Genomic DNA, 23,608 nt, shown 5'->3' on the forward strand with positions numbered 1-23,608 from the left:
GCGCGCAACGACAAGCTGGTGACCATCAACGCGACGCTGCAGGTCGATCTGATCGGCCAGTGCTGTTCCGAGAGCTTTGGTCCGCAGTCGTACTCGGGCACTGGCGGGCAGGTCGACTTCGTTCGCGCTGCCAACCGCTCACGCGATGGCAAGTCGTTCATCGTCCTGCCGGCAACAGCCAAGGGCGACACCATCTCGCGGATCGTCCCGACGCTGACCACCGGTGCGCATGTCACCACCAGCAAGAACGACGTCAACTACGTGGTCACCGAGTACGGCCTCGCCCAGTTGCGTGGCAAGAGCGCCAAACAGAGGGCACAGGCGCTGATCGGCATTGCCCACCCCGATTTTCGTGGTGAACTCAGCGAAGCGGCACGTAAAATGAAACTGATGTAGAGGCTGCCGCGAGCAACATCACGCAACCCAGGGTAGCGCAGCGGGGCGCTTGTCTCGCAGCGGCGATCCTTCGTGCCGCTTCCGGCAGTTGTCGGCGGCGTAATCGCGTCCGTCAACGCTTCGGAACCGGAAACTCAGCGCTTCTCGTAGACCAGTTCGACTTTCCGCATGGCCTGCCGACAGGCTTCGCTGTCGCACGGATCCTTGCTGCTTTGCTCGCTGCCACGCGGCAGACGCCGAAGCTGGTTTCTTGGCACACCAAGCGAACGCAACTTCTCGCTCACCGCTTCGGTGCGCTTGTCGGCGACGGCGAGGTTATAGGCGGCGCTTCCCAGATTGTCCGTATGGCCGACCAGGGTCAGCACCAGTCGTGGGTCTTCTTTCAGTCGCTGGGCGTTCTGGCGCAGGACTTCAAGACCCGCGGCATCGATGGTCGTCTCGCCGAAACCGAAATAGACGGTGCGTCTCGCCTCGTCATCGGCGAAAGGCGTGCCCGGTACCGCTCGCGTCACCGGCGCAGCCTCCTTTGCTGGCGGTTTCGAGCCCGCCGTCCCGGATGGACCCGACGCAACGGATCCGTCGAGTGTCCCGCAAGCGCTTAGCACAAGCGTGCAGGCGAAGACGCAATAACGCAGATAAGGAAAAGACGGCATTGAAAATGCACCAGCAGGAGGGGCCACAGCTTCGCGCGGCGAAGCCTGTCAGTTTAACCATGATTGCTGTCGGCAGGGTGTTTGACGAACGAGTGCACACTCTCGCAGGGCTGCCACCAGCATCGCGTTGCTGCCTCTATCCTGGTGCGCGTCAGTTCGTGCATCATCGCCTTGACCTTCCGCCGACTCCTCCGGATACTAGCCGCCGGCCTCCTTGCCACCCACTGCTTTCTTCCATGCTTGACTGTCGCCCGCGTCTGCTCGCTGCCACCCTCCTCTTCGCCCCACTACTGGCGCTCCCGGCACCGGCAGTCGCGGCCGAGAGCGTCGCCTGCCATGTCACCTATGGGGGTGAAAAGCGGCTCGTCGAGGCCCGGCCGGTTTCCTCTCCCTATGGCGTCCGGGTGCTGGAGATCGGCTCCTATTTCCTCTTCCGTATCGTTTTTCAGAAGGAACCCGTCGGCCTGGCAACGATCAAGGTTTACGTCCTCGCTGCCCGAGACAATGGGCCGGCGCCGATCCATCAGGCAACCCATCCCTACCCACCGCCTGCCGCAGATCACTCACCCTACGGCTTCACCGGTCTCAACCACATCTATGAGCCGCTGCGGGATGGCGAACTGCAGTACTGGTGCGAGTTGTCTCCCCCGGTCGAGGCGAGGCCGTGAGCGGCGGACGCCGCTCAGGTTTCCTGATCCTCGCGCTGGCCCTGGCTCTGAGCGGCCCCGCCGGCGCCGACACGGTGCGCCTGGTAGTCGTCGGCGACATCATGCTCGACGACGGACCGGGTCGCCTGATCAGCCGTGGTGGCGACCCCCTGGCCGCCTTCGCCCCGCTGTTGCAGGACGCCGACTACACCATCGGCAACCTCGAATGTCCGGTGGCCACACAAGGGCGGCCGCTGGATAGCAAGATCTACAGCTTCCGCGCCTCCCCCCGGGTGCTGCCGCTGCTCAAAGGGCGCTTCGATGCGCTGGCGGTGGCCAACAATCATTCCGGCGACTACGGCCAGGCCGCTTTTCTGGAAACCCTCGACCATCTTGCCGGTCAGGGCATCGCTGCCTTCGGCGGCGGACGAAATTTGCACGAGGCTCATCGCCCGTTGTGGATAGATCGTCGCGGTCTGCGCATCGCCATGCTCGGCTACAACGAGTTCAAGCCACGCTCCTTCGAAGCCGGTGCACAATGGCCGGGAGTCGCCTGGAGCGAGGACAGCCAGGTGGTTGCGGACATCCGCGCTGCCCGGGCGGCCGGCGCCGACCTGGTGATTCCCTTCATGCACTGGGGCTGGGAGCGCGAAGGGCAGCCAAGCGAGCGCCAGCGGCAACTGGCGCGAACGATGATCGACGCCGGTGCCGACCTGGTCATCGGCGGCCATCCACACGTCACCCAGGGGGCCGAATACTACCGTGGCAAGCTGATCGTCTACAGCCTGGGGAACTTCGTCTTCGACGGCTTTGAGGCACCCGCCGAACGTACCGGCTGGCTCCTGCGCCTGACCCTGGACAAGGATGGCGTCGTTGCCTGGGAGACGCGGGCCGCCCGAATGGACCAGGACGGCAGCCCACAGCCGCAACCTGGTGTCCTGACACCCTGTGGCAAATCCGGTGAGGCGACCATCCAGGAGTGTGTCAACCCCTGAGTTTCGGATGGTCGGCGACAAGCACTGCGCCGTGCCATCCGCTGCCGTTCAGGCACTCAGGTCGACGGCGTGGCCAGGACCAGCCACTTCGCCAGAAGCGCGCTCCCTGTCGCCCGCCAACCATTGCGGTGGAACCGCACCCGTCCACTCCAGACGCGCCAGCAAACGACAGAAGTCGCTGGCCAGTGGCGCTCTCAGCGTCAGCGGCACGCCCGTCATCGGATGCGGCAAGCGCAGCTCGGTGCACGCCAGCAGCAGACGGTCACAGGCGAACAAGCTCTGAAACAGGCGATTGTGACGGCCCTTGCCGTAAGTCGCATCGCCGATCACCGGATGGGCGATGTGCTTGAGATGGCGGCGCAGCTGGTGGCGGCGTCCGGTCAAGGGTTCAAGTTCGAGCAGCGCGTAGCGGCTGGTCGGATAGCGGTCAACGCAATGCGGAAGTTCGATGGTGGCCAGACGCCGATAGCGGGTCCAGGCGTCCTGGGCCGGGGCGGCGGGTACCGCGGCACGAGGTTTTTCGACCTTGTCGAAAACCCGGCGTAGCGGGTGGTCGATCTCACCGCTGACCGACGGGTAGCCACGCACCACCGCGGCATAGCTCTTGCCGACCTGCCGCTCTTCGAACATCGTGCCCAGCGTGCGCCCGACCTCGCTGCTCAGGGCGAACAGCAACACACCGGAAGTACCCTTGTCGAGGCGATGCACCGCATACACACGCTGGCCGATCTGTTCGCGCAGCATCTGTAGCGCGAAACGCCGCTCACGCCGGTCGAGGACGGTCCGATGCACCAGCAGGCCGGCTGGCTTGTGGATGGCGACCAGGTGCTCGTCCTGAAAGAGGATTGGCAGGGTGCCGCCACTTTCACTCATCGGCGGCCGGCAGGCGGATCGCCACCAGCCACCGGAAACTCGCCGTCAACGTAAACCCAGCGACCGGCTTCGCGCACAAAGCGGCTGATCTCGTGCAGGCGATGGGCACGACCAGCGACACGGTAGCGCGCGACGAACTCGACCGTAGCGCTATCGGGAGCGGTGGCGACATGACGCCGCACTTCCAGACCAAGCCACTTGGGAGCGGGCGCAGCATCGACGTCAATCTGTGCCGGGCGGGTCGAAACGTGCCAGGTTGCCAACAGGTACGCTTCAATGCCCACCACGTAGGCGCTGTAGCGCGAGCGCATCAACGCCGCAGCCGAGCCGGGCGCCGCAACGCCCTCGTGATACGGGCCGCAGCAGGCGACGTAGGCAAGCTGGCTGCCGCAGGGGCAAGGGCTGGCCAATGCGTGTTTCATTAGCGGAAATCCAGAAGCCTGCGCGCCTTGCGGCGGGGTGCCGAGCCTACCGGAATGCGCGTCTAGCGATGCCTGCCGCCAACCGCCCGGCCCATCGCTTCGTTCACCCGCAGTGGCATGCCGTGCAGATCCTTGCCGTCAAGGGCAGAAATCGCAGCCAGAGAATGGGCCTTGCCCGGCATCTCCACGAAGCCGAAACCCTTGGAGGCGCCGCTGAACAACTCGCGCATCACCTGTACCGATTTTACCTGGCCAAAGGCCCGGAACAGGTCGGTGAGTTCCATCTCGGTCGTCTCACCTGCGAGATTGCCCACGAAAATATTCATTACAGACTCCTGATGAGACGTTGCGAAGAATCAAAGTGAGCGCTAATCGCACTCAGCCGCCGCGCCGCGCCGGGCTGCGGAACAAGGCCGCTGCGGCCACGCCACCGTCGGCGCGCGGGCGTTGCGGTCCGCGCGGCGGGTTCTGCTGCGGCGCCGGGTTTGCTCGCGCCGGGGAAGCGGTACCCGGTCGCGTCGGCGGCGTTGTCGTCGCCTTGCCCTGGCTGCGTGCCCGGCCGTCCCTGCCGGGGCCGCCGCCGCGGCGGTTGCCGTCATGGGTGCCGCGTGGCGCGGCCGGTGTTGCCGCAGTCGCCGGCGGAGGTGTTTTACCGGGTTCGAATCCCTCGACGATCTGGCTATCGATCCGCCGCGTGAGCAGCTTCTCGATCGCAGCCAGCAGCGGCCGCTCATCGGCCGAGACCAGCGACAGTGCCTCGCCGCTACTTCCCGCACGGCCGGTGCGACCGATGCGATGGACGTAATCTTCAGGAACATTCGGCAGTTCGAAGTTCACCACGTGCGGTAGCTCCTCGATGTCCAGGCCGCGTGCGGCGATGTCGGTGGCCACCAGCACGCGTACGGTGCCGTCCTTGAAGCCGGCCAGGGCGCGGGTGCGTGCCGGCTGGCTCTTGTTGCCGTGGATCGCGGTGGCCTCGATGCCGGCCTTGCACAGATACTCCGAGAGGCGGTTGGCGCCACTTTTCATGCGCGTGAACACCAAGACCTGTTTCCAGTCGCCGGACGACACCAGGTGCACCAGCAGGTCGCGCTTGCACCAGCTATCGACCGGGTGGACACGCTGCGCGACCAGTTCGGATTCGGCGTTGCGGCGCGCGACTTCGACCATCGCCGGATTGTGCAGCAGCCCGTCGGCGAGTTTGCGAATCTCCTCGGAGAAGGTCGCCGAGAAGAGCAGGTTCTGGCGCTTCGCCGGCAGCAGCGCGAGGATGCGGCGGATATCGCGGATGAAGCCCATGTCGAGCATGCGATCGGCTTCGTCGAGCACCAGGATCTCGATGTTGGACAGTTCCAGCGTTTTTTGCTGCAGGTGATCGAGCAAGCGGCCCGGTGTCGCCACCAGGATATCAACGCCGCGGCGCAAGGCGTCGATCTGCGGGTTGATGTTGACGCCGCCATAGATCAGCGTCGACTTCAGCGCCATGTACTTGCCGTAGGTGCGCACGCTCTCCTCGATTTGCGCCGCGAGTTCGCGCGTCGGGGTCAGGATCAGGGCCCGCACGCGTTGGCGCGGCTGGGCATTGGCGGCAGCGCGGGCCGGCATGGTGGCCAGGCGCTGCAGCAGCGGCAGGGTGAAGCCGGCGGTCTTGCCGGTGCCGGTCTGCGCGCCGGCAAGGACATCGCGTCCTTCGAGAATGAGCGGAATGGCCTGCGCCTGTACTGGCGTCGGCTCGGTGTAGCCCTGTTCGGCGACAACACGGGTGAGCTCGGCCGACAGGCCGAGCGCGGAAAACAATTGGGTCAAGGAGAATCTCCGGTGAACAACCTGCTGCGGCGTCAGGCCAACAGAGCCGGTTCAGGCGCTTGGGACTTTGGGGATGGGATGCTTCGGGGCGCTCGGCAGGTGCCGAGGGGGGGAACAACCGCGAGAGGACCAAGCTGCCGACCGGATGAAACGCGGCTCAGTTCTGGTCCGCACTATACACGGTTTGACGCGGCGCGACGAAAAAGCGCTGCGCCGTCGGCTGGCTGGCTTTGCCTTGCGGCCAGCAGCGATCGGCGCGAATTGGCGGCTCAGGCATCCGCGGCAATCACCTCGGCAGGTCTTTCGGAAAGGCGATCAACTCGTCATGATCAAGCTGTTCGAGCGCCGCTGCGCCCAACTCGCGACTGTTCCACGCGTAGTTGAGCTTGGCGTAGATCGCCGGCATCATTTGCGGCAGCAGTTCCTCGATCGCTTCCGGATCTGCCTCCAGCTCGGCGACGGCCTCTTCGAGGGCTTCCATGGCATCGGTCAGGGTCGCGAGGACCCACTCTGCATCCATCTCCAGCTCCTTCACATTCGGGTGAGAAAGAATGGCCAGCGGCGATCTGCCGCCGAGGCCCTCCAGTTGATCAGCGGCGAGGGCGACGAGGTCGCGTACGCTGCGCTGAAGCGACCTGCAGGACTCACCCACCCGCCCGCTTGACCGTGAAACCATCCTCTTTCAGGCACTCTACCACTCGCTCACAATGGTCGCCCTGCACTTCGATGACGCCATCCTTGACCGTACCACCCGATCCGCAGACGGTCTTCAGGCGTTTGCCGAGCCTGGCGAGCTCGATGGCGTTGACTGCCAGGTCACGGATCACCGTCACCGTCTTGCCGCCGCGGCCCTTGCTCTCGCGGCTGACACGCACGATGCCGTCGCTCTGGCGAAGCGCTGCGACAGGCGTCGCGGTGCAGGAGCAAAGAGCCACCGGCTGGCGGCACGCTGGGCACATACGCCCGCTGTCGGTCGAATAGACGAGCCCACCGGCCCCGGATTTACGCATCGCGAACCTCTCCTCGCTGTTGATCGTGCCACTGCCGGCTGATCGCTGATCGCCGATCGCCGATCGCCGCGGCGCTCAGGGTGTTTCGAATACCGCCTGCCACAGCGCGGTGACGGCAGCGATCAGGCGGCTAACCGAAGCGCGCTCGACCCGCGCCCGAGCGCCGGCATTGAGCCGCAGGACGTGCTGCATGCGGCGCAGCTCGCGGTAGGCATCGCGAGCAGGCTCGGCCAGTGCGGCCGGGACCAGTCCGAGTTCGGCGGCGATTCCGAGCAGGGCGATATTGCCCAGGTTGCCGCACAGCCGCTCATGCTTGTGCGCATGACCGAGGATCAGGTACTGGACGATGAATTCGACATCGATCAGGCCACCGCGGTCGTGTTTGATATCGAAGTCTTCTTCGCTGCGCGAGCCGTGCTCGTCGAACATGCGCTTGCGCATCGACAGCACGTCTTCCCTGAGCTTGGTCAGGTCGCGCAGCTGCCGCAGGACTTCGATACGCAGCGCCTCGAACTGCTTGCCGACCGCCGGGTCGCCGGCGCAAAAGCGGGCGCGCGTCAGCGCCTGGTGTTCCCAGGCCCAGGCGTTCTGCAACTGATAGTCGCGAAAGGCAGTGATCGGCGACACGAGCATTCCCGAATCGCCGTTCGGGCGCAAGCGCAGGTCGACTTCGAAGAGCATGCCGGCCGAGGTACGACTCGACATCCAGGTGCTCATCCGCTGCCCCAGGCGGGCGTAGAGCTCGCCGACACCGTCCTCCGGATCATCGTGCAGGTAGACCAGATCCAGATCCGAGGCGAAACCCAGCTCCTTGCCACCGAGCTTGCCGTAGGCGATCACCGCGAAGCGCGGCGGCCGGTCAGGATGCGGGTGACGATCACGCAAGCGCCGCCAGCACAGATCCATCGTCGTCTGCACCATGATGTCGGCGAGCTGGCTAAGCCGGTCTGCAAGATGTTCGACGGTATGCAGTCCGGCGATATCCTGCGCCAGGAAGTGAAAGACCTGGGCGTGATGCGTTTCGCGCAGGATGTCCATCTCACGCTCGGTATCGTCGAGGTGTTGCGCCAGGCGCGCCTGCAGGTTGGCATGAAACTCCTGCCAATCGGTGGTGACGTCGAAGATCGTCGGGTCCAGCAATTCGTCGAGCAGGATCGGGTGGCGGTTCAGGTAATCTGCCGCCCATGACGAGCTGCCGATCACTTCGGCGAGGTGGGTGAGCGCCTGCGGATACTGCTGCAGCAGCGCCAGATAGGCACCGCGCCGGCTGATTGTTTCGAGAAAATCGAGGCCCCGTTGCCAGGTGGCGTCGGGCGCGCTGGTTGCCGCGACGGCCTCGATCAGGCGCGGCCCGAGGGCATCGAGGCGCTCACGGCTGCTGGCAGGGAGTTGCTGGTAGCGGCTGCTTTGCCGCAAACTGTGCAGGCGTTCGATCATCGCCTTCGGCTGACGAAAGCCGAGGGTAGTCAGACGCTCGAGGGAATCGTCGCCGGCTGCAGTTTCGTCCCAGATGGCGAGCAGCGGGTGGGAGCCTTCTTCGGGCTCCGCGAACACCTCTTCGAAACTGCGGGAAACGATCGCCCGGTGCCCGTCGAGAACCGCTAGAAAAGCGGACCAGCCAGAAAAACCCATCGACTCGGCAATCCGCAGACGATCGTCGTCAGTGGTCGGCAAGCGATGCGTCTGGGCGTCGTTGACGTACTGCAGGCGGTGTTCGAGACGGCGCAGAAACTCGTAGGCAGTGGCCAGTTCGCGCTCATTGTCGGCCGACAGCAGGCGACGCTCGGCGAGCAGGGCCAGCACCGCCAGCGTCGGCCGGGTTTGCAGCGCCGGTTCACGGCCGCCACGAATCAGCTGGAAGACCTGCGCGATGAACTCGATCTCGCGAATCCCACCCGGGCCCAGTTTGATGTGCTCGGCCATTTCCTTGCGCGCCACCTCGCGACGGATTTGTGCGTGCAGCTCACGCATCGCGTTGATCGCCCCGAAGTCGAGATACTTGCGGAAGACGAAAGGTCGGCAGATGTCCTGCAGCGCACTGACCCATTTCGGCTGCAGGTTGATGCCCTGGTTGAGAACCCTGGCCTTGATCCAGGCGTAGCGCTCCCATTCACGGCCTTGTGCAATCAGGTAGTGCTCCAGCGAATCGAGCGAACCGACCAGCGCGCCCGAGTCGCCATTTGGCCGCAAGCGCATGTCAACGCGGAAAACCAGGCCATCTTCCGTGGCTTCGCCGAGGGCGCCGATCAGCCGCTTGCCGAGGCGTCGGAAGAAGTCGTAGTTGTCGAGCGGGCGGCCACCGCCAGCGGTCTGCCCATCCTCGGGGTAAAGGAAGATGTAGTCGACATCGGACGAAACGTTGAGCTCGCGCCCACCGAGTTTGCCCATGCCGATGACCAACAGACGTTGCGGCTGCCCCTGGCTGTCCAGCGGTTCGCCGAACTGCTCGCTCAGTTGCCGATGGAAGAAATCGAGGGCGAAGTTGGTGGTGACCTCGGCGAGCAGTGTCATGCTTTCGACGACTTCGCCCAGCGTCGCCACGCCGCCGAGGTCGCGCACGATCAGGGCACTCATCACCCGCTGGCGAAGACGGCGCAGGGCGCGTTTCAGTTCATCGTCGGTAGTCGTCGATTCGCCCGCCAGAAAGTCGCCCATCAGCTCCGCGCTGAGTGACTGCAGCAGATGTCCGCTGAGCCAGTCGCCGATCTCCGGACGGGCGACGAGCAGATTGCGCAGATAATGGCTATGCGTCTGGGCCATCTGCCACGGTGATTCGAGAGCTGCCGGGTTGGCCATACTGACGGTGGGATCCATTATTGTCTCGCTTCTGTGACCTTGGCCTGATGCCCGGTCGCTGGCACTGATGACTGGCGGCAAAGCCGTTACAATGCGCACTTCAAGTCAAGATCGGGCAGCTGTCCGCCGCCGACCTGACCGCTCATGTTCCCTCCTGGAAGCCGCATGAAACCCAGCGCTGCCGCCTCGCGCCTCGCCGGCCCCCCAGCCGACCTCTCTACCGGGAAAACCGCCCCGGCGACCTGCACCTGCAATCGTCCAGCAGTCCCGACATTCTAGTGACGCTGACCGACTCTTGGCAAAAGTCTCCAGACGGTGGCCAGATCTGATGCGCCCGGAGGAACTGCGCCCAGCGCTCTACCATCGCTTCCATTTTCTCCTACCGGCACTCGCGCATCCTGCCGCGGGTGTGATCTGGCGGCTGCTGGTGCGCGGCTTCTGGCTGCTCTACTTCGCTTTCGTACTGCTGATCCTGGTGCTGCGCTACGTCGTCTTGCCCGCGATAGAGGACTACCGACCGCAAATCGAGCACCACGTCAGCGAGCTGATGGGCTTATCGGTCAGTATCGGGCAGATCGAAGCCAGGTGGGACGGGATCAATCCCGATCTGATCCTCTCGGAGGTGGTCATCGCCGACACCCAAGGTCAGCCAGCGCTGGCTTTCACGCGCGTGCACGGCATCCTCTCATGGTGGTCGATTCCGCGCCTCGGGCTTCGGCTGCGCTTGCTGCAGATCGACGAACCGACGCTGCAGCTGCGCCGTGATAGCGACGGGCGCTTCCATGTCGCGGGAATTGCGGTTGATCTGGAGGGCGGCAATAGTGATTTCGGCGATTGGGTGCTGGCCCAGAAACAGATCCGGATCAAAGGCGCGACCCTGATCTGGGAAGACGCCAAGCGCAACGCGCCACCGCTGATTCTCGAGGACGTGAACTTCGGCCTCGACAACGATGGGCGCAACCATCGCTTCGGCCTGACTGCTCTGCCACCGGCAGAACTGGCGGCAAAGATCGATCTGCGCGGTGATTTTCGCGGCCGGAACTTCGAGAACCTTGACTCCTGGAGCGGGCAGGCATTCGCACAAATCGACTACGCCGACCTGGCCGTCTGGCGCACCTGGATCGATTATCCGATCGCCTTGCCGTATGGCCGGGGCGCCGTGCGCGCCTGGGCCGGCTTTGCCGACGGCGGCCTGCAGGATCTGACCGCAGATTTCGCACTCGACGACGTCAATCTGCGCCTGGCCAGGGATCTGCCGGCGCTTGAGCTACAGCGCATGTCAGGACGGGTCGCGACGCGCTTCTCGGCGGCGAGGATCAGCGTCCAGGGGCAGCGCGTCGAACTGGCAACGGCTTTGCCAGAAGGCCAGAGCGCCGCTTCGCCGACGCACATCCGCCTCGAACCGACCGATTTCCAACTTGATTGGCAGCGCCAATCCGCCAGCGATCCGGTACGTGGCAGTGCGACCGCCAGCGTACTCGACCTCGGTGCGCTGGCCAGCCTGGCTGGCTACCTGCCACTGGACGCAGGAACGCGAAAGTTGCTCATCGACTTCGCGCCACGTGGCCGCATCAGCCAACTGCGCGCGGCCTGGGTCGGCGATGCCGAAGCCTTGCAGACCTATTCTCTGAAAGGAGATTTTGACCAACTGGCGCTGAAGGCAAGGGCTTCCTTCCCGGGCGTCTCGGGACTGTCCGGGGTGCTCGATGCCAGCCAGAACGGCGGCAGCGTGGACCTGCGTTCGCAAAAGGTGAACATCGATCTGCCCGAGGTTCTACCAGAGTCGTCGATTGCGTTCGACACCTTGACCGCACACGCGAAATGGAAGATGAACAAGGGCGTGCTCGACGCCGAGCTATCGCGCGCCGAGTTTGCCGGGCCTGACGCTGCCGGCTTGGCGCGGGGAAGCTTTCGCTCCACCGGCGAGGGGCCGGGCCGCATCGACCTGGTTGCCACCCTGACGCGCGCCGACGCCCGTGCCGTCTGGCGCTATCTGCCAGCCGCGATCAATACCGACGCCCGTCATTGGGTGCGCGATGCACTGAAGACGGGGGCAGCCAGCGAGGCCAGGCTGGTCCTCAAGGGTGACCTGGCGAATTTCCCCTTCGTCGACCGCCAACAAGGCCAGTTCCTGGTGACCGTCAAGGCGAACGACGTGACGGTCGACTACGGGACCGGCTGGCCGGCGATCACCAACCTCGATGCCGACCTGCGCTTCGAGGGAGTGGGCATGGTGGTCGACGCGAAGCGTGGCTCGATTCTCGGCGCCCGCTTGTCGAAGACTCGTGCCGAGATCCCTGATTTCGACGCGCCCGTATCCACGCTGAAAGTCGATGGACGCGTCGAAGGCGAGACTTCGGAATTCCTGAAGTTCATCACCCAAAGCCCGGTGGCGGCACGGATCGATCACTTCACCGACGCGATGAGTGCCAAGGGCAAGGGGCATCTCGACATCGGGCTGGTGATCCCGCTTGAAGAAGCGCGACTCGGCGACTCGAAGATCGACGGCAACTATAATTTTCTGGCCAACGAAGTGACTGTCGATCCGGCGCTCCCCCCGCTGCGACAGGTCACGGGTCGCCTGCAGTTCTCCGCGAAAGACCTGCGCGTGCCGGAGATCAAGGCAACGCTTTTCGGCGGTCCGATCAAGATCAAGGGCGGCGCGGAAGACGGCAAGGTGCAGGTCAAGGTCGACGGCAGCCTGGCGGTCGACGATCTGCGGCGAAATGTAACGCTACCGATGCTTGACAGCGTCTCCGGAAGCACCGCCTATCGCGCCGTGATCGGCGTTAGCAAGCGCAAAGTCGAACTGGTGGTGGACTCGGATCTGGTTGGTATCGCGTTCAACCTGCCTGCACCCTTCGCCAAGAGCACCAGCGCAGCGATGCCATTGCACTTCGACAGCAGCGCCGTGCCAGCATCGCTGGCGCCAGCGCTGAACGAACTTCAACTGGCCGAGCGCGAGCATTTGCGCGCCTCGCTCGGCAACGTGATGAGCATGCAACTGATCCGGCGCAAACAGGGAGACGGGAAGGTAATCGAACGCGCGGTGATGGCCATCGGTCGACCCCTCAAGCCCTTGCCGGAAAGCGGTATCGACGTCGGCATCACCGCCAGGCTGCTCGATGTCGACTATTGGCGCAATGCCTTGGGCACCAGCAAGAAAGAGGGTTACGTTTCCGGTCCCCGGGTGCCCCTGTCAGTCGACCTCAAGGCCGGCGAAGTGGTGCTCTCCGGTTGGCGCTACAGCGACGTCACTCTCGCTGTTTCGGGCCAGGACCCGCCGCTGTGGCGGGCGAACCTACAGTCACGCGAGGCCAGCGGGGCACTCCTGTGGGATGGCACCGGTGCCGGCAAACTGACCGCACGCCTGAAGGAGTGGCAGTTGCCGGGGAAGCACGACCGGGTCGCCGAGCCCAGAGAGCCGGGGGATGCCCTGCAGGAGCTGCCGGCTCTCGACATCGTGGTCGACAATTTCGTCGTCGGCGTCCGCCGCTTCGGACGGCTCGAAGCGCAGGCTTATAACAAGGGCGGCATCTGGCGGCTCGAAAAGGTTGAACTGCTCAACCCTTCCGGCAAGCTGTCCGCTACCGGGCAGTGGCAGATCGCCAACGGCAACCGTACCCAGCTCGATTTCACGCTGGATAGCAGCGATGTCGGCAAACTTCTCGACCGGCTCGGCTACGCCGGTACGGTGCGCGCTGGCAAAGCCGGCATGAAGGGAAAGATCGGCTGGACTGGACCGCCGGAGGGCTTGGACTACGCCACGCTGAGTGGCGACATGCAACTGTCGGCAAGCAACGGACAGTTTCTCAAGCTCGACCCCGGCGCTGCCGGCAAGCTGCTCGGTCTGATCAGCCTGCAAGGCTTGCCACGCCGTTTCACCCTTGATTTCGGCGATGTCTTCAGGGAAGGTTTCGCTTTCGACAGCATCAACGGCAAAATGACCGTCGAGAATGGCTTGATGCGCACCGACCGTCTGCAGATCGATGGCCCGGGAGCACGCGTCGTGATGCGCGGCCAAGTCGATCTGAAGAATGAAACGCAACGGCTCAATGTCAACGTGCAACCGGAACTGGGTGGCAGCGCAGCGCTGGGCGTTGCGGTGATCAACCCGCTCGCCGGTCTTGCCACCTTGCTGGCGCACAAGGTGCTGCAGAATCCGCTGAACAAGATGTTCAGTTTCGAGTATCTGATTACCGGCAAATGGGACGAGCCCAAGGTCGACAGAGTTTCCGGGGTCTCTGATCCGGCAGTGTCCCTGCCGGGAGCAGAGCCCATTCTCCCCAAGCCGAACGGAGCGAGCAATGAATCCAGTCAGTAGTGAACCGGTGCGCGACGCGCACAACGCCTCCACCCTGCGCGTCGCGGCGGTGCAGATGGTGTCGACACCGCGTGTCGACGAGAACCTGCATATCGCCGCGCAGCGGATCGGCGAGGCGGTGGCGCAGGGCGCCGAACTGGTCGCCTTGCCCGAGTACTTCGCGATCATGGGCATGAGCGATGGCGACAAGGTCGCGGTACGCGAGCACGATGGCCACGGACCGATCCAGGAGTTCCTCGCCGCCAGCGCCCGCGAGCACGGCATCTGGCTGATCGGCGGCTCGCTGCCACTGTGGGCCGACAGCCCGGGCAAGGTGCTCAATTCGAGCATCGCGTACAATCCGCAAGGCGAGCGCGTGGCGCGCTACGACAAGATCCACCTGTTCGGTTTCCGGCAGGGGGCCGAATCCTACGACGAAAGCGCGACCATCCAGGCGGGTAGCCAAGCGGTCACCTTCACCACCCCCTTCGGCCGGGTCGGCCTGTCAATCTGCTACGACCTCAGATTTCCGGAGCTTTATCGAGCGCTTGGGGTCACAGAACTACTGGTGGTTCCGGCCGCCTTCACCGAGACCACCGGGCGGGCACACTGGGAAATTCTCTTGCGTGCGCGGGCCATCGAAAACCAATGCTATGTGCTGGCGGTCGCCCAGGGTGGCCGCCACGAGAATGGTCGTGAGACGCACGGCAACAGCATGCTGATCGACCCCTGGGGCGAGATCCTCGACCGCAAGGCGAAGGGACCGGGGATCGTCGTCGGCAACCTCGAACAGGAACGCCTCGCTTCGGTCCGCGCCAACCTGCCGGCGCTCAAACACCGCGTGATGTAGTCAACAGCGCAACACGCCAACCGCAGCATTAACGGAAAGCCCATGAACGCCAGACAACCAACGCTGCTCGTGCAGGCGCAGAAAACCCTGCTCACCCCCTATGGCCTCGACATTGCCGACCTGACACGGGTCTTCGGCAAGATCATGACGCACGAGGTCGATTACGCCGACCTCTACTTCCAGTACAGCCGTTCGGAAGGCTGGAGCCTCGAGGAGGGAATCGTCAAGGCGGGCAGCTTCAACATCGACGAAGGTGTCGGGGTACGCGCCGTGTCGGGCGAAAAGACGGCCTTTGCCTATTCGGACGATATCAGCGAGCAGGCGCTCGGCGATGCGGCGACGGCGGTACGGGCAATTGCCGCTGCCGGCAAACAGCAGCGGGTGCCGGCGCTGAAAAAGAGCAGCGGCCAGCACACCCTGTACGTACCACACGATCCGCTGGCCTCGCTCGACGCGGCCAGCAAGGTCAAGCTGCTCGAACGGCTCGAGGCGCTGGCCCGTGCCGAGGACAAGCGCGTCACCCAGGTAATGGCGCACCTTGCCGGGGAATACGAGGTGATCCTGGTGGCCGGCAGCGATGGCCGCCTGGCCGCAGACATCCGGCCGTTGGTACGCGTTTCGCTGACGGTCATCGTCGAACAACGCGGACAGCGCGAACAAGGGTCGGCGGGCGGGGGGGGAAGGACCGACTACAGCTGTTTTACCGACGACGTGCTGCACGGCTACGCGCGCGAAGCCGTGCATCAGGCGGTGACCAATCTCGTCGCCCGTCCGGCGCCGGCCGGCACCATGAGCGTCGTCCTGGGACCTGGCTGGCCCGGCATTTTGCTGCACGAGGCGGTAGGTCATGGCCTCGAAGGCGATTTCAACCGCAAGGGCACCTCGACCTTCGCTGGCCGTATCGGGACCCGGGTGGCGTCGAAGGGCGTCACTGTCGTCGACGATGGCACGCTCCCTGACCGCCGCGGTTCGCTGAACGTCGACGACGAGGGCAATCCGACGCAGCGTACGGTGCTGATCGAGGATGGCATCCTCATGGGTTACATGCAGGACAGCCTCAACGCCCGCCTGAGCGGCGTCGCGCCGACCGGCAACGGGCGTCGCGAGTCCTTCGCCCACCTGCCACTGCCACGGATGACCAACACCACCATGCTCAACGGTGACAAGAGCGCCGAGGAAATCATCAGGTCGGTCAAGAAGGGGATTTACGCGGTCAATTTCGGCGGCGGCCAGGTCGACATTACCAACGGCAAATTCGTCTTCTCGATGTCCGAGGCCTACCTCATCGAGAACGGCAGGATCGGCGCCCCGGTCAAGGGCGCAACGCTGATCGGCAGCGGCCCGGAGGCGATGAACCAGGTGTCGATGATCGGCAACGACATGTGTCTCGATCCGGGTGTCGGCACCTGCGGCAAGGAAGGGCAGAGCGTGCCGGTCGGCGTCGGCCAGCCGACCCTGCGCATCGACGGGCTGACCGTCGGCGGCACGGCCTAACGGTCATGAACTGTCCGGACACCCCGGATAATGAAAGTCATGTCCGTTTCCCTCATCCCCGACCCTTCTCCCGCGCGGGGGAGAAGGGAGATTCGTGAGTCGCGAAGGCGACTTTCACGGTAAGCGGTTGTCAGGGGCGGGCCACCAGCGCCCGCCCGGATGACCCGACAGGCGGGATTTCCCTTGTCATAACAGAGCCTGCCGGTCGTATAATCGCAGCCTCCCCCCGTTGCTGAATGGAATGCCCCATGACCTCTGCCCGTGCCTTCGCGAAGCTTGTTGCGGCGCTGTCATTCTTCTTGCTGGCCAGCTGCCTGCTGCTTGCCGAAACGGCGGCGGCATCGTCAATGGAGCAGGTGCCAGGGGGTGAGGCCGTACTGGAACATAACTTCCGGCCGATCGCCACCTTTCGTGCAACCTTCCTCGGCGCGCCGCCGGCGGCCCGTGTACGCAAGATGCAGGAGCGGATCAACGCGCTGACACCAAGGGAGATGCTGCAGCCGGTCGAAATGTCTCCTTTCAACTTCGACGGCGGTCGCGGCATTGTCGTCAAGTCCGGCGACAGGATTCTCTTCGCCCTGGTGGACGGTGACCTGGATCCGCAGGAAAAACTCACCCTGGAGGAGGCTGCCGAGCGCGCGCGTGCGAAGGTGGCCGACGCACTGCAGGCGGATGCCGAGCAGCGTCGTCCGGACGTCCTGCTCAAGGGACTGGGTCTCGCCGCGGTGGCCACAGTGATGGCTTTTGCACTGCTCTGGCTGATCAGTCGCGCGGCGCGTCTGCTGGTCGGCCGCCTGCAACGGCGGATCGAAAAAGAAGATGCCGGTAACAAGCTGCGCTGGGCGCGACACGGTTGGTTGCTGGTGCAGCGCGTATCGCAGCTGTTCATGGGCTTCCTGTGGTTGAGCGTCGCCTATCTGTGGCTGACCTATGTTCTGGCACGCTTTCCGCTCACCGAGCCGCTCGGCGAACGGCTCGGCGATTTCCTCCTCGACCTTCTCGAAGACATCAGCACCAGTTTCATCGGCGCCATCCCGTCGTTGACCACGGTGGTGGTCATCCTGTTCATCACCAAGGCGGTCAACGACGCCATCGGCAATTTCTTCCAGGCGGCCAAGGCCGGCCGGGTGCATGCTCCCGGCCTGCACGCCGACACCGTCAGCGCCACCCATCGACTGGTGACGGTCATCGTCTGGGGGCTGGGCATCGCCGTTGCCTATCCTTTCATTCCGATGTCCAACAGTGACGCCTTCAAGGGCTTGTCGGTGATGCTCGGCTTCATGTTCACGCTCGGTTCGGCAGGCATCGTCAACCAGTTGATGAGTGGCCTGGTGCTGGTCTATGCGCGCGCGCTGTCGGTGGGGGACTTCGTCGAGATCGGCGACAACACCGGCGTCGTCAGCCAGGTCGGCGTGCTGTCGACCAAACTCATCAACATGCGCAACGAAGAGATCACCATTCCCAATGCCGTGCTGGTCGGCAACCCGATCCGCAACTTCTCCCGGCTCTCCGGCGAGCGCGGCACGCTGGTCTCGACCAAGGTGACGATCGGCTACGACACGCCGTGGCGGCAGGTGCATGCCATGCTGATCGCCGCGGCACAGCATACGCCCGGTTTGCGGCCTGTTCCAACGCCCTTTGTCTATCAGAAGGGGCTGGCCGATTGGTACGTCGAATACGAGTTGTTCGCACACATGGACAGGCCGCTCGATCGGATCCCGGTCCTCTCCGCCTTGCACGCCAACATCCAGGATCAGTTCAATACCCACGGCGTCCAGATCATGTCGCCGCACTTCAACGCGCAGCCAGCCAACAATCTGGTCGTTCCACGCGAAAACTGGCATACCGCACCCGCCACGCCGGATTCCACCAACAACAAGGGCTGATAGCCGAAAAATTCCAGCAAAGAAACGCACGCGTAGCAAGTACGCAGCGCCACCGGCCGTCACCAATGCCTGCACCGGCACGCCCGACCCTGTAACCAACCGTATTCCGATAGAAAATCCTGATGATCAGCTTTGCCACCACCGTCTTTCTGTCGGCTTTTCTGCTTTTCCAGATCCAGCCGATCATCGCCAAGATGATCCTGCCCTGGTTCGGTGGCTCGTCGTCGGTGTGGAGTACCTGCCTGGTCTTCTTCCAGGCCGAACTCCTGCTCGGTTACCTCTACGTCCATCTGCTGCACGAATTGCTTTCGCCGCGACGCCAGAATGTGGTGCATTGCATCTTGCTGATCTTGAGCGCGGCGACACTGCCGGTGATCGCCGATCCGGCGTGGAAGGATGCAGCATTCGAAAACCCGACCTGGAACGTGCTCGTCGTGCTGGCGGCGGCGGTCGGCATGCCCTATCTGCTGCTATCGACCACCGGGCCTTTGATGCAGGCATGGTATGCCCGCACTTTCAACAGCCTGATGCCGTATCGCCTCTATGCCCTGTCGAACCTGGCGTCGATGATTGCGCTGCTGAGCTATCCGGTGCTGGTCGAACCCTACTTCGAACTGCACGATCAAGCCATGGCCTGGTCCGCCGCTTACGTCCTCTTCGTCGTCGCCTGTCTGGCCAGCGCCCGGCTGTCGTGGCAAGGGGTGTCGACCGAGCGCGAACGGGTACCAGCCAGCGCCGAGCCAACGCCACGGCCGCCCTTGCGCGAGTGCCTGCTATGGATCGGCCTGGCGATGACCGCCTCGCTGCTGCTGCTGGCCATGACCCGCCACCTGACGCAGGATGTCGCGCCGGTGCCCTTCCTGTGGGTGTTGCCCCTGAGTATCTACCTGCTGAGTTTCATCCTCTGTTTCGACGCCCCGCGCTATTACTACCGGCCGGGCTTCCTGGTGGCGCTGCCGCTTGCCTTTTTCGCCCTCGACCGGGTGCTCGATGGCAGCAGCATGGATGTTCCGGTCCTCGTCGCCCTGATGTCGTTCTCCTTGTTCGTCTTCTGCATGGTCTGTCACGGCGAGCTGGTCAGGCGCCGGCCACCGGTTCGCCACCTCACCCTGTTCTACCTGATGCTCTCGATCGGTGGTGCGCTTGGCGGAACCTTCGTCGGGCTGGTGGCGCCGGCGATTTTCAACGCCTATTTCGAACTGCCGATCGGCCTGTTCCTGTGTGCTGCGCTGGTGATCGTCGTCCTCTGGCGCGAGCTTCAGCCGCGTTGGCGTGGGCTTCTGCTGCTGGCGCTGCTGGCCTATGGCTACCGCCTCGGCGGCATCGCGGTCGGTTACGTCGAGGACTACCGGCTGGTGCAGCGCAACTTCTATGGCCAGCTACGAATCGCCGACGTCACCGACGACGACCTCGGTGTCAAACGCAAGATGTTCCACGGCCGGGTCAATCACGGCGAACAGTTCCTCTCGCCCGAGTACCGTCGGCAACCGACCGCCTACTATTGCCAGCACTCTGGGATTGGCCAGGCGCTGCGCAGCCTCGCTGGCGAAAAGCCACTGAAGATCGGCATTCTCGGGCTCGGCGCCGGTACCCTGGCCACCTACGGCCGCCAAGGTGACGAAATGCGGATGTACGAAATAAATGACCAGGTCGTCGACCTGGCGCGTAGCGAGTTCAGCTACCTCGCCGACAGCGCCGCGACCATCGTCCCGGTGCTCGGCGACGGCCGCCTGATGCTCGAACGCGAGCCACCCCAGAACTTCGACCTGTTGGCGATCGACGCTTTTTCTGGTGATTCGATCCCGACCCACCTGTTGACCCTGGAAGCGATGCAGGCCTACCTGCGCCACATGAAAAGCGATGGCCTGCTGGCGGTGCACATCACCAACCGCTACCTCGATCTGCGACCGGTGGTCGCCGCGGCGGCGGCGCAACTGGGTATGACCGCCCTGCTCTTCGACCTCGAGCCGGCCGACGACGATCGCTTTTGTCGCCATTCGGTGTGGGCGTTACTGATGTCCCCCGAGCGCGCAGCGACCCTACCCAAGGCAATGAAAGCGAGCGAAACGTTGACGCCCCGGCCCGGCTTCACGGTGTGGACCGACAGCTTCTCCAACTTGCTCAGCGTTCTGCAGTGAGCGCCTGGCGGCAATCGATCAGCAGGCCCTCGCGGCGAGCCAACTATCGCCCCGGCGTCGCCACACTTCAGGCGTTGGCGCGCAGGCGATAGTCGCTCGGCGGCGTGCCGCTCCAGCGCTTGAAGGCACGGGTGAACGCCCCTTGTTCGGAGAAACCGAGCAGGAAGGTAATTTCCGTCACGCTCTTGACCGAATCGTGCAGATAGTGTCTGGCCAGCTCATAGCGCGTTTCTTCGAGAAGCTGCTGGTAGCTGGTGCCCATTTCCCGGAGTTTGCGCTGCAAGGTACGCCGACTCACGCCGAGTGTTTTGACCAGGTCGCCGACGCTGGGCTCGCCCGAAGTCAGTTGCTTGAGCAGGAAGACCTGGCATCGGGAAACGAGATCCTCTTCGCGGCGCCGGGCCAGTTGTTCGGCAAGAATCGCGTCGAAGGTTGCCGCCAGTTCGCGGTTGGCAGTCGGCAACAGCGCATCGGCGTCCTCGGTGCTGAGCACCAGCGCATCCTCCTCCGCCCCGAAGTGCAGGTCACAAGCGAAGAAATCATGATAGGGGCTGGGGTCGGCGGGCAAGGGTCGGCGCAGGAAAACCCTGGCCGGGTTGAGCTTTCGTTGAAAATTGCTGCGACACATGGCGAGGATGATCGACAGAATGTAGTCCGCCATGACGTGTCCGACGACCGTGTCGCTACGCCCGTGGTCACAGAAAAAACGTAGCCCGCTTGGCCCGGCGACACAATGGCAACGCCAACGGTCACCGATAACGCGCGAATAGCGTTCGACGCGCTGCAGACCCTGGTGCAACGTGCTGCTCGATAACCAGGCGTAGCCCAGCACGCCGAGGCTGGAGGGATGCCAACACTCGCCCGCAGTCAGCCCGAAAGCGGGGTTCGCGATCAGGCCGGCGGCGCGGGTGATGACCACATCTGCCAGCCCGCTGGGCAGGCGCGCGCCGGGCTGCCGGGCAAGCTCCGGGTCCACACCCAGCTCGCGCAGCCAGCGTTGAGCGTCGACACCGTGGACTTCGAACAGGCGAAAAATAATCAGCCACGAGCTGGCGAGCGAACTTTCTGTGGTCATTGATGGCAAGCAGAAACGAAATTGATGGCAGATTGGCGCAAATGGTGAAACGAATGGCGCGTTTGGTCAAGGAGCACAGGGCGGCAATGCTTACGCTTTAGTCACTCAAATCAGCGCACCCGAATCAATCGCCAGACAGCCATGCATCGCCATCGTCACGACCTCGACCCCAGCACCGGTTTTCTGACCCGGATCGGCGGCCTGCGCGCAGCCACCCGGGCCGTCGCCGAGGCGGATGCGCGGGGAAGCTCGCTGGCGATACTGTGGCTGGATATCGACCGCTTCCGGCAAATCAACGAATGCTTCGGCCATGCCGGTGGCGACCTCGTCATCGCGCAGGTGGCGAAGCGCCTGCGGCTGGCCTTGCCGACCGATTGTGCTCTGCTGCGCATGGGCAGTGACGAATTCGTCGCCCTGATCCCTTCGATCGACCGTCACGCGGCGACCGAGATCGGCTATGCGCTGCTCGCCGAAATCGAACGTCCCCTGCCCATCGACAATCTGCTGATGCGCCCATCGGTGAGCATGGGCATCGCCTTGCACGAAACCGGCGAAGACCCGCTGAGCCTGCTTGAACGGGCCGACCGGGCAATGGTGGAAGCCAAGCGTCGCGGCGGACACCAACTGATGATTTCCGGCGATGAAGCGCTCGCCGGTCGCCTGGGCGTCCAGCTCGCACGCAACGAACTGGCGATCGAAGCCGATCTGCACAAGGCCCTGGAAATCGGTGGTCTGGCGCTCGAGTATCAGCCACTGGTCGGCCTGGACGGCCGCATCGAAGCGGTCGAGGCCTTGATGCGCTGCAACCTGCCAGGACAACGGCTGATGCCTGGCAGATTCATACCGGTTGCCGAGAAAACCGGGCTGATCGTCCGCCTGGGCGAATGGAGCCTGTTGCAGGGGGCGCAATTTGCTGCACGCCTGCGTGACCAGGGCGTCGCAACCAAGGTGGCGATCAACGTTTCGCGCGCCCAGCTTACCTCGCCGAGCTTCGCGCCGACACTGCATGCAGCGTTGATTTACGCCAACGTCGCACCGGCGCTCATCGAACTGGAGTTTACCGAGTCATTGTTCCTCGATTATTCCGAAACCGTGCAGGCCAACCTGCGCAGCGTCCGGGCAGCGGGTGTGGGGATGGCCATCGACGATTTCGGCAATGGCTATTCCTGCCTCGCCAACCTCAAGGATCTGCCGGCCACCAAACTCAAACTCGACCGCTCCTTCATTCGCGTCCTGCCCGACGACCGGCGTGCCTACGCCGTGGTCAAGGCCATGGCCTTGCTGGGACGCGAGCTGGGCATGACGGTGATCGCCGAGGGCGTCGAGACGGCCGCGCAACAGGCCGCGGTCGAGAGTGCTGCCGTCGACGCGGTGCAAGGTTATTTCCATGCGCGCCCGATGTCCGAGGACGCGATGCTGGACTGGTTGCAGGAGAGGGCGCTTCGTGGGCAATAACAGCCAAGGTAGGCATCACCCGCTCGATGCCGTGCTGGAGCGGACGATCCGCGACATCGACATCCCGCCACGGCCGGCCATCATCGATCGAATTTGCCACGAAATGGGCCAGGAGCAACCCAATTTCAGGTACATCGGCCAGCAAATCAGCGCCGATGTCAGCCTCGCCGCCGCCTTGATCAAGACCGTCAACTCACCCTATTTTGGCGGTGGCCGCCGTTGCCGTTCAGTCCAGGAAGCCCTGCTCATGCTCGGCCTCGACACCACCAGTCGGGCCATCGCCGCCATCAGTCTGCGCCAGGCATTCCCGGGTTCTGCGCACTACGAGCGCTTCTGGCAGGCATCAGCCCAGATCGCGGCACTCTCCGGCTGGCTGGCCCAGAGCATCAGAACTTCAGGGCTGCGTGCTGACGATGCCTACACCTACGGCCTGTTCAGGGACTGCGGCATCGTCATTCTGTTGCGCCGCTTTCCCGATTACATGAGTACCCTCAGTCGCGCCAACGACGAGGCTGAACGCGCCTTCACCGACATCGAAGGCGAGGCGCTGCCGACCAACCACAGCCTGGTCGGTTGCCTGATGGCGCAAAACTGGTGGCTGCCGGAAGAAATCTGCCTGGCCATCCGCAGCCATCACGACCGCGACGCCATCGACCATTTCGACTCCGGGCTGCCTGCCGCCAGCCGCTCCCTGGTAGCCATCAGCCAGATCGCCGAACATATCCTGCAGCAGGTCACCGGCGCCAGCCACACCGAGGAATGGAAGAAGCTTGGCCCCTCCTGCCTGCGCCTACTCGGCCTCGACGAAG

The 23,608-nt window shown here is 64.1% G+C and carries 19 protein-coding genes; 10 read left to right on the top strand and 9 right to left on the bottom strand.

The features are described 5' to 3' along the window. The coding region (locus RUW20_RS17600; protein ID WP_313953527.1) for an acetyl-CoA hydrolase/transferase C-terminal domain-containing protein at window positions 1-396 on the top strand (396 nt) is incomplete at its 5' end. A gap of 134 nt (window positions 397-530) precedes the next feature. Here the strand turns inward: RUW20_RS17600 and RUW20_RS17605 are convergent. Beyond that, a complete protein-coding gene (locus tag RUW20_RS17605; RefSeq protein ID WP_313953528.1) occupies window positions 531-908 on the bottom strand; it encodes an OmpA family protein in 378 nt (125 codons plus the stop codon). Between the two features lie 377 nt (window positions 909-1,285). Between RUW20_RS17605 and RUW20_RS17610 the strand changes: the two genes are divergently transcribed. Next, a complete protein-coding gene (locus RUW20_RS17610) occupies window positions 1,286-1,717 on the top strand; it encodes a hypothetical protein (RefSeq protein ID WP_313953529.1) in 432 nt (143 codons plus the stop codon). A 23-nt stretch (window positions 1,718-1,740) separates the two neighbouring features. Continuing rightward, window positions 1,741-2,691, top strand: coding sequence for a CapA family protein (locus RUW20_RS17615; RefSeq protein ID WP_409559385.1), 951 nt, complete (start codon window positions 1,741-1,743; stop codon window positions 2,689-2,691). 48 nt (window positions 2,692-2,739) lie between these two features. Here the strand turns inward: RUW20_RS17615 and RUW20_RS17620 are convergent, their stop codons facing one another. From RUW20_RS17620 to glnE, 7 genes are all read right to left on the bottom strand, one after another. Next, window positions 2,740-3,564: a pseudouridine synthase gene (locus RUW20_RS17620; protein ID WP_313953530.1), complete on the bottom strand. Its 825-nt coding sequence runs from the start codon at window positions 3,562-3,564 to the stop codon at window positions 2,740-2,742. Further along, window positions 3,561-3,986 (bottom strand): YchJ family protein, encoded by a 426-nt coding sequence (locus RUW20_RS17625; protein WP_313953531.1) that lies wholly within the window; start codon window positions 3,984-3,986, stop codon window positions 3,561-3,563. Before RUW20_RS17625 ends, RUW20_RS17620 begins: the two co-directional genes overlap by 4 nt. Window positions 3,987-4,048: 62 nt before the next feature. Further along, window positions 4,049-4,312 carry an RNA-binding protein gene (locus tag RUW20_RS17630; RefSeq protein ID WP_313953532.1) on the bottom strand — a complete coding sequence of 88 codons (264 nt, stop codon included), beginning with the start codon at window positions 4,310-4,312 and terminating at the stop codon, window positions 4,049-4,051. Window positions 4,313-4,364: 52 nt separating this feature from the next. Beyond that, window positions 4,365-5,792 carry a DEAD/DEAH box helicase gene (locus tag RUW20_RS17635; protein WP_313953533.1) on the bottom strand — a complete coding sequence of 476 codons (1,428 nt, stop codon included), beginning with the start codon at window positions 5,790-5,792 and terminating at the stop codon, window positions 4,365-4,367. A gap of 286 nt (window positions 5,793-6,078) precedes the next feature. Next, a complete protein-coding gene (locus RUW20_RS17640; protein WP_313953534.1) occupies window positions 6,079-6,312 on the bottom strand; it encodes a hypothetical protein in 234 nt (77 codons plus the stop codon). Window positions 6,313-6,436: 124 nt separating this feature from the next. Continuing rightward, window positions 6,437-6,802, bottom strand: coding sequence for a translation initiation factor Sui1 (locus tag RUW20_RS17645; RefSeq protein WP_313953535.1), 366 nt, complete (start codon window positions 6,800-6,802; stop codon window positions 6,437-6,439). 75 nt (window positions 6,803-6,877) lie between these two features. Continuing rightward, a complete protein-coding gene (gene glnE, locus RUW20_RS17650) occupies window positions 6,878-9,616 on the bottom strand; it encodes a bifunctional [glutamate--ammonia ligase]-adenylyl-L-tyrosine phosphorylase/[glutamate--ammonia-ligase] adenylyltransferase (protein WP_313953536.1) in 2,739 nt (912 codons plus the stop codon). Between the two features lie 310 nt (window positions 9,617-9,926). Here glnE and RUW20_RS17655 point away from each other — a divergent pair, with 310 nt between their 5' ends. The 5 genes from RUW20_RS17655 to RUW20_RS17675 all read left to right on the top strand — a co-directional run bounded on the left by RUW20_RS17655 (window position 9,927) and on the right by RUW20_RS17675 (window position 20,269). After that, window positions 9,927-13,922: a YhdP family protein gene (locus tag RUW20_RS17655; RefSeq protein WP_313953537.1), complete on the top strand. Its 3,996-nt coding sequence runs from the start codon at window positions 9,927-9,929 to the stop codon at window positions 13,920-13,922. After that, complete coding sequence (locus RUW20_RS17660; RefSeq protein ID WP_313953538.1) at window positions 13,906-14,751, top strand: carbon-nitrogen hydrolase family protein; 846 nt, start codon at window positions 13,906-13,908, stop codon at window positions 14,749-14,751. Before RUW20_RS17655 ends, RUW20_RS17660 begins: the two co-directional genes overlap by 17 nt. Before the next feature lie 42 nt (window positions 14,752-14,793). Then, window positions 14,794-16,245, top strand: a complete 1,452-nt coding sequence (gene tldD / locus RUW20_RS17665; protein WP_313953539.1) for a metalloprotease TldD — start codon at window positions 14,794-14,796, stop codon at window positions 16,243-16,245. A 248-nt stretch (window positions 16,246-16,493) separates the two neighbouring features. Next, on the top strand, window positions 16,494-18,131 hold the full coding sequence (locus tag RUW20_RS17670) for a mechanosensitive ion channel domain-containing protein (protein ID WP_313953540.1): 1,638 nt from the start codon (window positions 16,494-16,496) through the stop codon (window positions 18,129-18,131). A 122-nt stretch (window positions 18,132-18,253) separates the two neighbouring features. After that, window positions 18,254-20,269, top strand: a complete 2,016-nt coding sequence (locus RUW20_RS17675; RefSeq protein ID WP_313953541.1) for a fused MFS/spermidine synthase — start codon at window positions 18,254-18,256, stop codon at window positions 20,267-20,269. Between the two features lie 67 nt (window positions 20,270-20,336). Here RUW20_RS17675 and RUW20_RS17680 read toward each other — a convergent pair whose 3' ends face one another. After that, on the bottom strand, window positions 20,337-21,344 hold the full coding sequence (locus RUW20_RS17680; RefSeq protein WP_313953542.1) for an AraC family transcriptional regulator: 1,008 nt from the start codon (window positions 21,342-21,344) through the stop codon (window positions 20,337-20,339). 141 nt (window positions 21,345-21,485) lie between these two features. Here RUW20_RS17680 and RUW20_RS17685 point away from each other — a divergent pair, with 141 nt between their 5' ends. Further along, window positions 21,486-22,799, top strand: coding sequence for a putative bifunctional diguanylate cyclase/phosphodiesterase (locus RUW20_RS17685; protein ID WP_313953543.1), 1,314 nt, complete (start codon window positions 21,486-21,488; stop codon window positions 22,797-22,799). Further along, window positions 22,789-23,608 (top strand): HDOD domain-containing protein (locus tag RUW20_RS17690; protein ID WP_313953544.1); only part of this gene is annotated, 820 nt, incomplete at its 3' end. The genes RUW20_RS17685 and RUW20_RS17690, both read left to right, overlap by 11 nt.

The sequence above is a fragment of the Accumulibacter sp. genome (assembly GCF_032229525.1).
GTDB lineage: Bacteria > Pseudomonadota > Gammaproteobacteria > Burkholderiales > Rhodocyclaceae > Accumulibacter.